The organism is Spiroplasma endosymbiont of Cleonymus obscurus (assembly GCF_964273375.1).
Taxonomy (GTDB): Bacteria; Bacillota_I; Bacilli_A; order Mycoplasmatales; family VBWQ01; genus Spiroplasma_E.
The window spans coordinates 1-14,968 of record NZ_CAXWWA010000001.1 but is presented as its reverse complement, the minus strand read 5'-3'; the positions used below and the strand labels follow the sequence as shown (position 1 = coordinate 14,968).

The 14,968-nt window shown below is 26.4% G+C and carries 16 protein-coding genes and 3 pseudogenes; 5 read left to right on the top strand and 14 right to left on the bottom strand.

Features of this window, described 5'->3' with window-relative positions:
- Window positions 1-94: 94 nt before the first annotated feature.
- Window positions 95-439, top strand: a complete 345-nt coding sequence (locus ACI2WJ_RS00095; RefSeq protein WP_400254454.1) for a hypothetical protein — start codon at window positions 95-97, stop codon at window positions 437-439.
- A gap of 66 nt (window positions 440-505) precedes the next feature.
- Here the strand turns inward: ACI2WJ_RS00095 and lpdA are convergent, their stop codons facing one another.
- The 6 genes and pseudogenes from lpdA to ACI2WJ_RS00065 form a co-directional block, all read right to left on the bottom strand.
- Complete coding sequence (lpdA, locus tag ACI2WJ_RS00090; protein ID WP_400254453.1) at window positions 506-2,002, bottom strand: dihydrolipoyl dehydrogenase; 1,497 nt, start codon at window positions 2,000-2,002, stop codon at window positions 506-508.
- A gap of 16 nt (window positions 2,003-2,018) precedes the next feature.
- The gene (locus tag ACI2WJ_RS00085; protein WP_400254452.1) at window positions 2,019-3,320 is read right to left on the bottom strand and encodes a dihydrolipoamide acetyltransferase family protein; all 1,302 of its coding nucleotides are present in this window, start codon (window positions 3,318-3,320) and stop codon (window positions 2,019-2,021) included.
- A 30-nt stretch (window positions 3,321-3,350) separates the two neighbouring features.
- Window positions 3,351-4,391, bottom strand: a complete 1,041-nt coding sequence (locus ACI2WJ_RS00080) for an alpha-ketoacid dehydrogenase subunit beta (protein WP_286642632.1) — start codon at window positions 4,389-4,391, stop codon at window positions 3,351-3,353.
- Between the two features lie 2 nt (window positions 4,392-4,393).
- Entirely contained in the window at window positions 4,394-5,551 is a 1,158-nt protein-coding gene (locus tag ACI2WJ_RS00075) for a thiamine pyrophosphate-dependent enzyme (RefSeq protein ID WP_400254451.1), read from the bottom strand.
- Between the two features lie 329 nt (window positions 5,552-5,880).
- A complete protein-coding gene (gene msrB / locus ACI2WJ_RS00070; RefSeq protein ID WP_400254450.1) occupies window positions 5,881-6,354 on the bottom strand; it encodes a peptide-methionine (R)-S-oxide reductase MsrB in 474 nt (157 codons plus the stop codon).
- A gap of 29 nt (window positions 6,355-6,383) precedes the next feature.
- Window positions 6,384-6,560, bottom strand: a pseudogene (locus ACI2WJ_RS00065) (NADH-dependent flavin oxidoreductase); the annotation flags it as partial.
- Window positions 6,561-6,640: 80 nt separating this feature from the next.
- Here ACI2WJ_RS00065 and ACI2WJ_RS00060 point away from each other — a divergent pair.
- Window positions 6,641-7,430 (top strand): IS5 family transposase gene (locus ACI2WJ_RS00060; protein WP_400254448.1). Its coding sequence is split into 2 segments (ribosomal slippage): window positions 6,641-6,901 and window positions 6,903-7,430, totalling 789 coding nucleotides; the frame shifts between segments, so codons are not numbered across the junction.
- Here ACI2WJ_RS00060 and ACI2WJ_RS00055 read toward each other — a convergent pair.
- The 3 genes from ACI2WJ_RS00055 to ACI2WJ_RS00045 are packed head-to-tail and all read right to left on the bottom strand — an operon-like array spanning window position 7,416 to window position 8,834.
- Window positions 7,416-7,541 (bottom strand): hypothetical protein, encoded by a 126-nt coding sequence (locus tag ACI2WJ_RS00055; RefSeq protein WP_400254447.1) that lies wholly within the window; start codon window positions 7,539-7,541, stop codon window positions 7,416-7,418. The genes ACI2WJ_RS00060 and ACI2WJ_RS00055 overlap by 15 nt on opposite strands.
- Before the next feature lie 47 nt (window positions 7,542-7,588).
- Entirely contained in the window at window positions 7,589-8,449 is an 861-nt protein-coding gene (locus ACI2WJ_RS00050; RefSeq protein WP_400254446.1) for an oxidoreductase, read from the bottom strand.
- A 1-nt stretch (window position 8,450) separates the two neighbouring features.
- Window positions 8,451-8,834 (bottom strand): lipoate protein ligase C-terminal domain-containing protein, encoded by a 384-nt coding sequence (locus ACI2WJ_RS00045; protein ID WP_400254445.1) that lies wholly within the window; start codon window positions 8,832-8,834, stop codon window positions 8,451-8,453.
- A 52-nt stretch (window positions 8,835-8,886) separates the two neighbouring features.
- On the opposite strand from ACI2WJ_RS00045, the pseudogene ACI2WJ_RS00040 reads away from it, so the two are divergent.
- Window positions 8,887-9,555: pseudogene (locus tag ACI2WJ_RS00040) on the top strand (IS256 family transposase); the annotation flags it as partial.
- 251 nt (window positions 9,556-9,806) lie between these two features.
- Here the strand turns inward: ACI2WJ_RS00040 and ACI2WJ_RS00035 are convergent.
- The 5 genes and pseudogenes from ACI2WJ_RS00035 to ACI2WJ_RS00015 form a co-directional block, all read right to left on the bottom strand.
- Window positions 9,807-10,109: a hypothetical protein gene (locus ACI2WJ_RS00035; RefSeq protein WP_400254443.1), complete on the bottom strand. Its 303-nt coding sequence runs from the start codon at window positions 10,107-10,109 to the stop codon at window positions 9,807-9,809.
- A 149-nt stretch (window positions 10,110-10,258) separates the two neighbouring features.
- On the bottom strand, window positions 10,259-11,581 hold the full coding sequence (locus ACI2WJ_RS00030) for a hypothetical protein (RefSeq protein WP_400254442.1): 1,323 nt from the start codon (window positions 11,579-11,581) through the stop codon (window positions 10,259-10,261).
- Window positions 11,582-11,700: 119 nt separating this feature from the next.
- The gene (locus ACI2WJ_RS00025) at window positions 11,701-12,324 is read right to left on the bottom strand and encodes a hypothetical protein (protein WP_400254441.1); all 624 of its coding nucleotides are present in this window, start codon (window positions 12,322-12,324) and stop codon (window positions 11,701-11,703) included.
- A gap of 366 nt (window positions 12,325-12,690) precedes the next feature.
- Complete coding sequence (locus tag ACI2WJ_RS00020; RefSeq protein WP_400254440.1) at window positions 12,691-13,104, bottom strand: TraM recognition domain-containing protein; 414 nt, start codon at window positions 13,102-13,104, stop codon at window positions 12,691-12,693.
- A 12-nt stretch (window positions 13,105-13,116) separates the two neighbouring features.
- Window positions 13,117-14,241 (bottom strand): annotated as a pseudogene (locus tag ACI2WJ_RS00015) (IS3 family transposase).
- A gap of 327 nt (window positions 14,242-14,568) precedes the next feature.
- On the opposite strand from ACI2WJ_RS00015, the gene ACI2WJ_RS00010 reads away from it, so the two are divergent.
- A complete protein-coding gene (locus ACI2WJ_RS00010) occupies window positions 14,569-14,796 on the top strand; it encodes a hypothetical protein (RefSeq protein WP_400254439.1) in 228 nt (75 codons plus the stop codon).
- The coding region (locus ACI2WJ_RS00005; RefSeq protein WP_400254438.1) for a TraM recognition domain-containing protein at window positions 14,718-14,968 on the top strand (251 nt) is incomplete at its 3' end. The genes ACI2WJ_RS00010 and ACI2WJ_RS00005, both read left to right, overlap by 79 nt.

Genomic DNA, 14,968 nt, shown 5'->3' with positions numbered 1-14,968 from the left:
TAAATATCATTATAAAATTAACTTGTCACTACTATTGGTTTTTTATCCAAAGTGACATAATTAACATTTTTATCTCGAAAGGAACAATAATAAAATGTCAACAAATAAATATGATTTTGATATTGAAAAAGATAAAAATTGAGAACAAGCAGTGAAATGTAAAGAAAATATTTTTATTAAATGCCAAACAGAAAAAAATACTATTATATGCAAATTATTAGAAGATAAAGATAAAACAGAAATGCAACAAAATGAAGTAAAAACATTTCAAACACTATTTAAAAAAAGAACGTCAGAAAATAATAATTTATGTAATGAAAATTTAGAAAATATACAATTTGAACAAATAACTACATGAAATAAATATTTACAAAAAGAAATTAACAGTAATACCACTAATTATTTTTTTGATAAAAAAAGAAGAAGCAATACTTTTTAATCAATATTATATTAATTTTACAATAAAAATGTACCTAAAAATTTAAAGGTACATTTTTATTATTTTCTATTTTTTATTAACTTTGTATCATTCTAATTCTAAATCTTGTGCAACATCCATAACTACTTCTGACATTGTTGGATGTGGATGACAAGAAGAGGCTAATTCAACAATAGTACCTTCCGTTTGCATAATATTAACAATTTCAGCAATTATATCAGTAGCCGTTGAACATAAAATATGAGCACCTAGGATTTCTCCATATTTTTTATCAATAATTATTTTAACAAAACCATCAGTCTCACCATCAGCCAATGCCTTACCATTAATAGTAAATGGTATTTTCTTCATCAAATATTCTTTACCTAAAGATTTACATTCAGTTTCAGTTAAACCAACACTTGCCACTTCAGGGAATGAATAAATACAACTAGGCATTTTATTATAATCTACTTCTTGCTCTTTCAATGGCTGATTATCAGCATCCGTTCTACCTTCTTTAACTAAAATATTATTAAGTGCTGCTAATCCTTGTGTTGACGCAACGTGAGCAAGCATTCTTTGACCATTAGCATCTCCAATTACATATATATTATCAATAACATTATTGTTAGCATCTAAAGCTTCCAATTTATTATTTACGGCAAATGCTTGATTGGGTTTAATTTGAATTCCCAAATTAGTAAAACCTTCAGTAATTGGCGTTCTTCCAGTACTTAATAAACAATAGTCGCTAGTTACTGTTAATGGTTTTTTATGTTCTTTATCGGTTGCAGCATAATAAGTTAAAGTTTTATCCTTTAATTCATTAACACTATGACCAGTAATAATATTAACACCATTTTTTTCAAGAATTTTAGTTAAAGTTGTACTAATATCTTCATCTAGTAATGCTAAAATACGATCTAAATATTCAATAATAGTAACTTTAGTACCAAGTGTACTAAATAAACAAGCAAACTCAATTCCAATAACACCACCACCAATAATAGTTAGTGTTTTTGGAACTTCTTTTAAAGAAAGAATTTCAGTCGAAGTTAATAATGTTTGGTTTGTTTTTAAATCTTTTTCACTTAAACCTTGTGGACCATTAGGATTATCAAACATTTTTACTTTTGAACCAGTAGCAATTATCATATATTTAGTAGTATATTTCTTTTCTTTACCGTCTTTATCTTTCATTAAAATCGTATTTTTATCAATAGCACTTCCAGTCCCTAATAATTGTTCAACTTTATTAGAATTCATTAAAAAGCCAACACCACCAGTTAAACCTTTAACAACACCAGCTTTACGATCTTGCATTACTTTTCAATTAATTTCAATATTTTTTTTATCTTTAATAGCAACACCATATTTATCAGCATTTTCAATATAATGAAAAACTTTTGCGCCCTTTAGTAACGTCTTAGTAGGAATACATCCAACATTTAAACAGACTCCACCTCAGTTATCTTTTTCAACAATTGCAGTTTTTAAACCCATCTTTGCTGCTCGAGCCGCTGTTACATAACCACCAGGACCTGCCCCGATAATTATTAAATCAAAATCATAGTTAGACATCTTTTACATTTTCTCCTTAAGCTAAAATTAATGTTGGATTTTCTAATAACTCTTTAAGTCGAGAAAGGAAATAACCAGCAGGTGCACCATCAATAACACGATGATCAATTGAAAGTGATAATGGAAAGAACTTATGTTCAACAATTTTACCATCAGCAATAATTAGTTTTTTTTGCATCATTCCTAGACCCAAAATTGCTACTTCTGGATAATTAATAACTGGTGTTCCCATTTCAATTCCTGCTGAACCAAAATTTGTAATAGTAAATGATCCACCTTGCATTTCATCACCTTTTAATAGCCCCTTACGAGCTTTATCACCCAATGAATTAACTTGTCTTGCTATTTCAAATAATGAAAGTTGATCAGCATTTTTAATAACAGGAACTACTAAACCCTTTTCAGTATCAGCTGCCATACCAATGTTATAATATTTTTTAACAAGAATTTCATTATTAGCCATGTTCAAAGTTGAATTAAGTAATTTAAATCGTTCTTCTTTTAACGCTTTAGCAACAGCCTTTACAAAGAATGGCATAAATGTTAATTTAGCACTACCATCTGGATCTTTTTCCGCTGGTTCTTTTAAAGTTGCACGTAATTGTACTAAGTTTTCAGCATCAACATTAATCATTAAACTAACATGTGGTGCTGTATAAACTGATAATGACATTTGATTAGCAACAGCCTTACGAATTCCTGATAATGGTAAATGTTCAACATTACCAAAACTTTCGATTTTAGTAACATTAATACCTTGTGAACTAATAGTTGTAGCAGAAACTGAAGATATTGAATTAATAGGTGTTGTTGATGCAGTAGCACTAGTTGTTGTACCACCATTCTTGGCATTTAATAAATCATCTTTTAAAATTCTACCACGAGGACCAGTTCCTTTAATTGTTCCCATATCAACACCTAAGTCACGAGCCATTCTACGTGCTAATGGTGTTGCTAATACTTTACCCGTTTGTTGAATAGGTTGCACATTTTGTTTTGGTAATTCAACTGGTGATACTGTAGATGTACTAGCAACTGATTCACATTTTGGTGAAGAATTTGTTGATGAAGGACTTTTATTATCACTAATCGTTCCACCAAACTCAACAATAACAGCACCTGACTTAATACTATCTCCTTCTTTAACAAGAATCTTAGAAACTTTACCATCTGCTTCGGCTTTAATACTATCTGAAGCTTTATCTGCTTCGATATCAACAACATTATCACCTTTTTTTACATTATCTCCAACTTTAACATGAATTTGAGTTACAGTAACTTCATCTATTCCATCCATATCTTTAAACTTCAATTCCATCTTTTCACTTTCCTTTCTTTAAACAACTAACTAAACTGGATAATTCATCATTAGTTTAACTTTTTCCATAATTTTATCTGGACTAATTATAAATCATTTTTCACCTTTAGACAGTGGAACAGTAATATCATAACCCGTTAATCTTGTTGGAGGACATTCTAAATATTCAAAACACTTTTCATTAACAACGGTAATAATTTCTGAGGCAACTGAAAATGAACGAACCGCTTCTGAAACAACTAATAATCTTCCTGTTTTTTTAACAGAATTAACAACTGTTTCTTCATCTCATGGTTGTAATGTTTGTAAATCAATTAATTCAATTTTAAAATTTTCTTTTTCTTCTAAAATTTTAACAGCAGCTTCACAATCATAAACTTTTGAACCATAAGTTACAATCGTTAAATCAGGTTTTTCTTCAGCCTTATATTCTTTAAGAACTTTAGCTTTACCAAGAACAGCCACTTCATAAGCATCACTAACTTCTTCTCTAACATCATATGTATAATTATTGCTAGTATAACTATTGAAATAAGTTCCTAAACATTCTAAAACAATAACAGGATCTGGACTTTCAATTGCTGCCAATAATAATTTTTTAGTATCATTAGGTTTTGAAGTCATAACTACTTTTAAACCTGGAATATGACAAAATAAAGCTTCAATTGCTTCTGAATGATGCTCCAAAGCACCATTATTACCATTATTTCAATCATATGAAGGCATACGTACTACCATTGGACAAGTGAATCTACCACGAGAACGATTTCTCATTCGTGCAGCATGACATAACAATTGTTGAAAAGCAGGGAAAGCAAATCCTGAAAATTGCATTTCAATAATTGGATTTAAACCATTAATTGCCATTCCAACGGCACTACCAGCAATAACTGCTTCAGCAATTGGTGCATCAAAACAACGATTAACACCAAATTTTGCTTGTAAACCTTTAGTTGCTCGAAAAACACCACCAACATTACCGGCATCTTCACCATAAACAACAACATTAGGATTTTTTTTCATTGCTAATTCTAAGGCTAAAGTAATAGCTTGCACATTATTTCTTTTCATAATTATTTTTTCTCTCCCTCATTGAAGAAAGCTTTTGCTTCTGCTTTTTGTTCTATTAATTGTGGTGTTAATTTTTCATATGTATAATCAAATATTTCATCAATTGAAACACTTTCATTTTTTAATGCTCAAGTAATTGCATCATTAACCTTTTTAGTAATTTGTTTATCTAATTCTGCTTGTTTGTTGTCATCTCAAAGTTTAATTGATTTTAAATATTCTCTAATACGATCGATTGGATCTTTTTTTAATCATTCTTGTTCAATTTTATAATCTTCAGCAGAAAAATAATCTTTTTTAATATCAAAAGCAGAATGCGCATTTTGACGATAAGTAACAGCTTCAATTAATGAAGGACCATTACCTTTTTTTGCTCTTTCAATTGCTTCTTGTGTAGCATAATAAACAGCAAAAAAATCATTACCATCAACACGAATATTAGGTACACCAAATGCTGTTCCTTTTTGTGCAAAAGTTGGACTCATTGTTGCTTTAGCAGTTGGTGTATCTAATGATCACTGATTATTTTCAACAAAGAAAACAACAGCTAATTTATGGATAGCAGCAAAATTAATTGCTTCAGAAAACTCACCTTCAGAAGTACCACCATCACCAATCGTAGTAATAACAATTCCTTTATCTTTTTTATATTTTTCAGCAAAAGCAATACCTGTTGCATGTGAATATTGAGTAGCAATTGGAATATTAACTGGTAAAATATTAACACCTTTTGGCATTTGACTTCCCATTTCATTTCCTAATCAATATTGAATTACTTTTTCAACTGGATATCCAGTAGTAATTCATGCTGCATTATTACGATAAGCCGGTATTAATCAATCAATACCTGGTCGTAAGCAACTAGCATAAGCAACTTCAACACCTTCTTGACCTTTTGAAGATAAAAAGTTAATAACTTTTCCGATTACTTTTGGAATTCCATTTACTAATTTAACTTGTCCTTTTTCATCTTTTTCATAGTTTAATTCCATTTGCATTTGTTCTTGTATTCGTGAAAAACACATGTTTTCATATGCTTTTAATAAAACCTTACTATCAAATTTTTTTAAATAATCAACAAAATTAGGATTAATTACTCCTTTTTCATTTAATATTTGAAAAATTTCTTTTTGGGGATTATCAAATTTCTCAACTCACATTTAAATTTTCCTCCTAAATATTTTAGTTAATTGCAGTTACACTTTTAATTATACTAATTTTTAAAATAATGAATGAACATACCTTTTCATTATACTACTAATAATTGTTGGTTCAAGATAATTTGTACTAAAATATTAATTTATCTCCGGTTTTATTAATATACTATTTTTTTTATTTCCTATTATCATGTAAAAATGAAAAATATATTCTAACAATAAACAAAACAGAAAAAATAATTTAAATCATAATATCATTGTTTATTTATTTTTTACAACATAAAGTCCTAATAAAATTAGGACTTTATAATAAAATTTATAATCATAAAACATTATCAAGATAATAAATATACAATAAAAATATTTTTATTTAATGTAAGATAAATATTCTTCATATCCTTCTGTAATCATTTCTGATAACGGAATAAACGTAAAGCTGCTGAATTAATACAATAGCGTAAACCGCCTTCTTTTTGTGGACCATCCTTAAAAACATGTCCTAAATGAATATCAGTTTTTTTAGAACGTACTTCAGTACGCTGCAACATTAGGTTAGTATTATCTTCCTTTTTAAGGATAACTATTTCACTAATTGGTCTTGTAAAACTTGGTCAGCCATGACCAAAATTACATTTATCTGATGATGCAAATAATGGTTCACCTGATAAAATATCGACATAAATTCCCTTTTCCTTATTATCTCAATATTTATTTTTAAAAGGAAGTTCCGTTACTGAATTTATAATGACCTCATATTGTAAAGTAGTTAACTCATTAATAGTTTTAATTTTTCATTTTTGTTTCATATTTTTATTACCTTTTTCTAAACAAAATATTAATTTTTAATTGAATAATTATTTTCTAACTTTCTTAACTCATCCCTAGTATCCTTAGGTAAACTTTCACCATAATCCATAAGTTTAACCATTTCCTTAAAAGCAGCTTTAGGAATAGCTAATTTTTCAATATCTTTTTCAGTAATATGTAAATTAATTTTATCAATTTGCATAGTTTTTATTTTTCTAAGAACCTGTTTAGAATCTTTTCGAAAATAATGTAAAATGATTATATATTTTAAAATAAGAGGTATATATGCATAAAAATTATCCAAGTCATGTCACCAAAGAACAATTTGAAAACATAAAATCAATTTTAGAAAATAGTAAAAAGAAAACAAAACCAAGAAGTTTAGATTTATATGAAATATTTTGTGCAATTTTATATGTATTAAAAAGTGGTTGTCAATGAAGAATGTTACCAAAAAATTTTCCAAAATGACAAACTGTATATTATTATTTTCAAATTTGAAGTAAAAATAATGGTAAAGAACCTAGTGTATTGCAATTAATTTTAAAAAAAATTAGTTAAAAAAGTTCGTATCAACAATAATCGCAAAGAACAAACTAGTTTTTGTATAATTGATTCGCAAAGTGTTAAAAATACAGATACTACTGAAAATAAAGGTTATGATGCTGGTAAAAAGATTTCAGGCATAAAACGTCATATTGTTGTTGATTCTCAAGGTTTACCACATGCAATTTACATAACCACGGCAGAAAAAACAGATCGTAATAGCGCTATAATAATGATTGAAAATGAAAAAGAAAATCTTTCTGCAGTTCAAAAAATAATAGTAGATGCTGGTTATACTGGTGAAAAATTTGCTTCTGAAATCAAAACAATCATAAATGCAAATGTTGAAGTGATAAAACGCAATGAATTACATACTTTTGTAGTATTACCAAAAAGATGAATTGTAGAACGAAGCTTTGCTTGATTAGAAAAATACAGAAGATTATGAAAAAATTGTGAAAGAAAACTAAATACTAGTTTACAAATGGTTGTTCTTTCATTTATTTCAGTTTTATTAAAAAGATTCTAAACAGGTTCTAACAAAATCAGGTTCGGCTACAAAAACAGAAGATAATCCTATCATATCTCCATATTCTAAGGCTTCTAAACATTTATCAGGACTATTTATACCACCACTCACAATAACAGAAATACGTTGATTAATGTGTTGATAAACAACTTTATTCACTAATTGATTAAAATATTCCCCCTGAGATTGAACTTTATATTTATATATATATTTCTTCCCCAACTAGCTAGTGCTAAATAATCAATTTTAATGTTTATTAATACTTGATCCATGAATTGTAAAAAATCTTCAATTGGATAACCTATTTCTTGACCTCTAGTTTCTTCAGCTGTAGCTCGATATCCTAAAATAAAATTTTCACTAGCATGCTTATCAATTGTTTCTCTTACTGCTTGTAAAATTTCTAATCCCAAACGTGAACGATTTTCTAAATTTTGATTACCATAAATGTCATTTCTTTGATTACTAATTACTGAAAAAAAAGCTTGAATTAAAAGTTTTTGTGCTGAAGAAATTTCGACACCATCAAAACCAGCTTCAATAGCCCTTAAGGTATCTTTTTGATAATCTTTAATTAATTCTTTGATTTGCTTAATACTCAGTTCTTGAACTTCATGTGGAAAAGGATACATAAAAGATTGCTTAGAAGGTCCAACTACATAACCTAAACGATTTAAACTAATTATAGAAAAACGACCTGAATGTGCTAACTGTAAAATAGCTTTTGCACCTTTTGATTTCATAGCATTAGCAACTTGTTTTAATGAATCAATATGTTCATCATTAGCAGCAGAAAAACCAAATTCAAAAATTTGTCCCTCTAAATTAATATAAGCAGCACTAGATATCGCTAAGTATGCACTATGAGCTCTTTTAAGAGCATAATCAATATCTTCTTTACTAGCAAAACCATCATAACTAGAAACATTTAAGGTAATTGGTGAAAGCACAAACCGATTATCAAAAACAAAATTTTTAATTTTGATTGGTGAAAATAACTTAGAATATTTTTTATTCATGTTAACTCAAAATTAATTCTAAAAATTGGTCATTATCTATTTTCTTTAAAAAATATGAAGAAATATCCAATTCTTGTAATTTTATTTTTAAATCTTGTTTAATCATTTTAGTACCTTCAAGACCTTTCTCAAAAATAGTTAAATCTTTTGTAGCAAAAAAATCACCACTAATTTTGCAACTTTTAATTTTACCATTATCAATTATTAATGAAATATTCATTGTTCCAATTTCTAAACGTGCTTCACGATTATATTGATAGCGAGGACTTAAACCATAAACCCATTCTCAATTCTTATACTTTTGATCAACTAACTTGTCAATTTCTAGTCATTGCTCATTTGATAAAACGTATCGTTCAACATCTGCTATTTTTTCTACATTCATCAATCGTTTAATAATTTCATCTTTAAACTCAAAAATAGTTAATTTTTTGAATAACAAATCAGTTTATATAGCTTTAGGAGTTGATTTAGAAGGTAAAAAAGATGTTTTAGGTTTATGAATTAGTGAAAATGAAGGTGCTAAATTTTGATTAGCAAATTTAACAGAAATGAAAAATCGTGGCTTAAATGATATTCTTATTGCCTGCAGTGATAATTTAACAGGCATGTCAGAAGCAATACAATCAGTTTATCTTAAAACAGAACATCAATTATGCATAGTTCATCAAATTAGAAATAGTTTGAAATATGTCTCATATAAGCATAGAAAATCTCTAGTTGCAGATTTAAAACCAATTTATACTGCATGTAGTGAAGAACAAGCAATGCAGGCTTTAGAATCCTTTGAAAATAAGTGAAATAAACACTATCCTCAAATTGCTAAATCTTGATATAAAAATTGAGATAATTTAATGGTTTTTATTAGTTATCCTGCAGAAATTAAAAGAGTGATTTATACAACAAATGCTATTGAATCTGTAAATAGTCAATTACGAAAAATTATCAGAAATAAAAAAGTTTTTCCTAATGATATGGCAGTTTTTAAAATATTTTATTTAGCAATTGAAAATATAACAAAAAAATGAACAATGCCCATTCAAAATTGAAATACAGCAATTGCTCATTTTATGATAAAATTTGAAGATAGAATTAATCTAAACTAGTACTTTGTAAAACAAAGATACACAGATTACATAAAAGCCTCGTTTTAAAGGTTATTTGAACTTGGTGTTTATGTTTAAATTTTATATTCATTTTTTATAATTATTTTGTTCTATAAAAAATAAGAACAATTTAATTATAACACTTTTATTTTATATTTAACACTTATTTAAGTTAAATATTTTCATTAAAATTATACAAATAAAATTGCTAAATAAACTGCACAATTGTGCAGTTTTAAAGTATTTAAGATTTACATTTTTTGTGATTTACTACTGGAACTTTGACCTTTACTTGTTGAAGCTTTATTATTTATTTTTTTAATTTCTTTGAATCCCAAAGAATTACCAACTTTTTGTTTTTCTGTTCATACTTCTTTCAACTGTTCTTGTTCTTTTTTTATAGTGTCTTCTTTTTCAAATCCAAGAGCATTGGCAACTCTTTCTCTTCTTTCTTTTTCCTTACTTTCTCCTCATGCTTTGTTTGTTTCTTCAGCTCTTTTTTTTCATGAATCTTTTTCCGCTTGACTTCATTTGTCATATGGTTCTCATGGCATAATTTATTTTTCCTCTCTTTATTATTTTTGAATATTTTTTTCTATCCTTAAAATACTCACAAAAAATTATATATTTTTAAAACTAAAAATGTGTAAAAAATAATAAAAAAATCACTATTTTGAAAAAATAGTGATTAAAACTTTATTAATTATGTTAATAAGCATTTTACTTTATTTCAGTTATGATTTGAAGTTGTTGCTAGTAGTTGTTCTTGTTGGTTTACTGTATTTCGTATAGATGAATCAAAATTTTGATTATTTTCTGATTTAATATCTAGATTTTCAGAAATATTGTTTAAATTATGATTTATTATGTTGTTACTTAGTTCGTTGGTATTTTTTTCTTTTCTGTTATCTAGTTCTTGTTTTAAAATCTTATATTGTGTTTCTAATTTTATTTCTTTTTTATCACTAGTAAGATTTTTAATTATTGCTTCACGCTCATTTTTTTCTTTAACTTTTTGGTTTGTACTTTTAAAATATTTATTTCTAAATCATGATTTAACTTTTTGTGTTGCATTTTCAAATATCGATGAAACTTCTTTGAAAATGAGACCTGCAACAGCAACAGAAACGGCAATTATAACTTTTATTTCAAGTAGTAATGCTGTTGCTGTTGCAGGTATAAGCGCAGGAATAACAAAAGTACAAATAGGAACTACAACTACAAGAAATAAAGTAATTCCAATAATAATACCTCATGTTTTTCATTCTTTTTTACTTGGTTTTAGTTTAAAATCTTGTTGTTGTTTTAAAAAATCTTTTGCTGTTATTTTTTTTAAATTTTGATTTTGTTCATCAATTAAAAAAATATTACTTTTATATTCATTTATATTTTTGTAGTATTTGGTTTGTTTTATTATTTTTAAACTATCATCATTAATATTATGAAAAGTTAATATTTCTTCAGTTATAGATTTATTTGCATTAACAAAAGTTGTAATAAAATATAGTTCATTATTAATAGGTAAAATTTCTTCGTGAATTTTTTCAATCCCTGTATCTTTTCTTTGCTTTTCATCATAAATTGTTATGGCATTATATTTAAATTTAGCCAAATTTACATTGCCTTGCTTTAGTTTTAATTCTTCATTTTCTTTTTTAAGTTGTTGAATTTCCTTTTTTAGTTCTTGAATTTTTCTTTGAACTTGTATTAGTTCTTCTGCATTTGGTTTTGGTAAATTTAAGTAATTAGTTAATTTTGTTCATATATCATTATTTGTTTCTTGCTCTTTTTCGTTATTTGTTAAACTAGTTGCAATTGGTTCTAAATTTTCTTGATTTATTTCTGATAGGTCATTATTAACTAGCTGATTATTAGCATCATCTTTTTCAATTATTTTATATGCTGAACCACCATGTCTACTTTTTTCTATAACTTCAATGTTTGTTTGTTTTTTAATTTCTTCTATGGATTTATTTTTTGATAGAAAATTATATGTTTGTGATTTAGTCTTATCTATTGTTGCCATTTTAATATCTCCTGTTTAAAACATTAAAACCCAGTTACTTTTAAAATAAAGTAATGGGTTAAAACTTATATATTGGATAATAACTATATGTTATCAAATTTTGTGTATTTTACAATTAGTTAAAGTTTTAACCAAAAATTATTAAATATTTCAATGTGATGTTGTTCTAGTTTTCAGTTATATGCTTTGATTTGTTCATCAACGAATTTTCTCATGTTTTCATTTGGAACTAATCAAAGTATGTGAATGTTTTGTAGTAAATAACTGCGTAAGTTATTTAATTTCAATTTGAATTTGTCTTTTGATTTGCGTGTTCTTTCAAGTTCAATAATCATATCTTTGTTTTCATAATGAACTAGTAAGTCGGGATATCCTTGTTTACTTTTAGTATTTCCTCAAACATCTTTTATCAAATGACCCTCTGCTTTTAGTTCTTTTTCAGTTTGATATGAAATGATATCAGTTTCTTGACAAAGTCATTTTATAAGTAAATTTTGATGAGTTAGTTCGTTGTAATTAATTTTAATTATTTTATTTCCTTGTCCTAGTTTTTGATTTCCTAAACTTGAAAGCATATAATAATTCTTTCTTGTTAACTTATCAATTCGAATTAATTTTTTAGAAACTAAATATTTTAATAAACTATTAATTGCTTCCGCTTCTTTATTCAGAAGTAGCGAAAGTTCTTCTTTGTTTAAATATCCTCAACGATTTATAATATTAAGGATTTTTATTTGTTCCATATTATGTCACCTCCTAGTGGCTAATGTGATAACTTTTTGTAAAAGTTTTCTTTTTGGGAGCGTTTTTCAAACGCGGACTTTTTCTTTTTAAAAAGAAAAAGTCTTTTTTTCTCTCTCCCACCCGTAACATCTGACCACTCTCTTTCATAAGGTTACGTTGGGAGAGAGTGGTCAGATGTTTTAAAGGTTGATAAATCCTTTAAAGGGTGGGAGAGAGTGGTCAGATGTTTTAAAGGTTGATAAATCCTTTAAAGGGTGGGAGAAAATCAATAATTTCATAAGCCAACTAGTTGGCTTAGTTTTGGCCTACTTTTGGCTTATTTTTAGTTAATATAAATAAGTTAAAAATTAAAAATATTTTTGATTTTATTTTTCTCTTTCATAATTTTTAATATCAATTTTCTTGATAAATTGATTTGCATTTGTTAGTAATATTTTGCAATATGCTTGACCAGTTTTTAAACGTTTTAAATCGTTTGGATGAACAATATATTCTTCAACTTCGCGAATAGAACCCTTTGAACTTTTTTTATTTTTGGTATCATATTGCTTAGTAATTTTTTCAACTGTTCTTGTTCCAAAAACTTTTGCTATATATTCAGGACTTTCAACATCACTTACTTTATGAGCAATTATATTACCAACATTTCCAAAAATAGTATTTAAAAGTTTTTTCTTGTCTGTCGATAAATCATCAGCAAATATTTTAAAGTTAGATAATTTAAAATCTAAGTTAACAGCTTTAACGCAGGGTACATACGCTAAATATTGGAATGGCAACCCTTTTTAGGACTATTTTTTGGTAGACATTTTTTCATGATATTTAACTGGAGTTAGGTAGTTTAAAGTGCTGTGGATTCGTATGTTGTTGTATCAATTGATATAATCAAATAATTCTAATTTTAATTGGATTAATGATGTAAAATTTTTATCATTAATAAATTCAGTTTTGAAAGTTTTGAAAGTTGCTTCAGCAACAGCATTATCATAAGGACAACCTTTTTTGCTTAAAGAACGGGTAATATTGAATGCTAATAAAAGTTTATCAATAGTTTTATTATTGAATTCATTACCGCGATCACTATGAAATATTTGAATATCTTTTAAACAGCGATTTGATTGCATAAATGCTTGATATACTAATGATGCATCTTTTTTAGTACCTACAAACACTATGTCCAATAATTTCGCGGTTAAATAGGTCGATTAATAAGCAAATATAGTTTTACTTACCATTAACTTGAACATAAGTTAAATCACTAACAATAACTTCATTTTTAAGCCTATTATTAAAGTTTCTATTCACAAGATTGCTTATTTGGCTATCATTGACTTTGTTATGATGATTTTTAAATGATAATTTAGTGTATTTTGATATTAAATTATGCTGATTCATAATTTCTTTAATTTTTTTGCGTGATAAATAAATTTCTTTATTTTCTAGACTGACTTTTAATCTTCTTGTTCCATAAACTTCTTTATTTTGTTTAAAAGCACTAATAACAGCTTCATCATACATATTATTTTTGATTTTATCTTCTTTTTTCTTTAAATTAAAATAATATGTTGATTTAGAAAGTTTTAAAAAACGACAAATTGGACGAATTTTATATTTAGATTTATTATTTGTAATAATCTCTACTTTCTGCCTATTATTAGTGCTGCTTGCTTTAAAATATCATTCTCCATTCTTAATTGTTTTAATTCTTTATTTGCTTGAATTAATTGTTTTTCTAAATCCGAAAGATTATCTTTAGTTTTAAAACTGCCTGAATTTGTAAATTGCTTAATTCATTTATAAGTAGCTGCTCTTGTAACGTTGTATTCTTTAGCAAGGCAAGATACTGATTTGCCATTTTGATATAAAGATACTATTTGTTTTTTAAATTCATCATTATATGAGTTAATATTGGCCATAATTATATTTCCTTTCTTTTAACTAATTTGTTCACTTGTCTACGTAATTAGTGTCCAATAAAGTGTAACCCATCCAATTATTATTTTTCATTATCAAAACTTGGAACGATTATTGATATCAATAATCAAGAAGATTTAGAGTTATTTTCAAGTTTTAAATTAAATGATATTAAAGGCCTTTACTATCGATTAAGTATTTATAATGAACAATTAAAAAAAAGCATTGGTATAGAAAATGACTTAACAGAAATTGTTAAAAATCATAAAGTTATTTTGTTTTCTTTAAATTCATTATCATACCCCGAACTTGCAAGTAATATAGGTAAATTGCTTATCCAAGATTTAAAAGAGTTTGCTTCTATAAAACCAAAAAATCAACAAATTAATATTATTCTTGATGAATTTAATGTTTTTGCAAGTAATAACATTATCAATTTAATTAATAAAACGAGAAGTTTTAATTATCAATGTTTTTTATGTTTTCAAGTAACTGATGATTTATCGACAGACAAGAAAAAACTTTTAAATACTATTTTGGAAATGTTGGTAATATAATTGCTCATAAAGTAAGTGATGTTGAAAGTCCTGAATATATAGCAAAAGTTTTTGGAACAAGAACAGTTGAAAAAATTACTAAGCAATATGATACCAAAAATAAAAAAAGTTCAAAGGGTTCTATTCGCGAAGTTGAAGAATATATTGTTCATCCAAACGATTTAAAACGTTT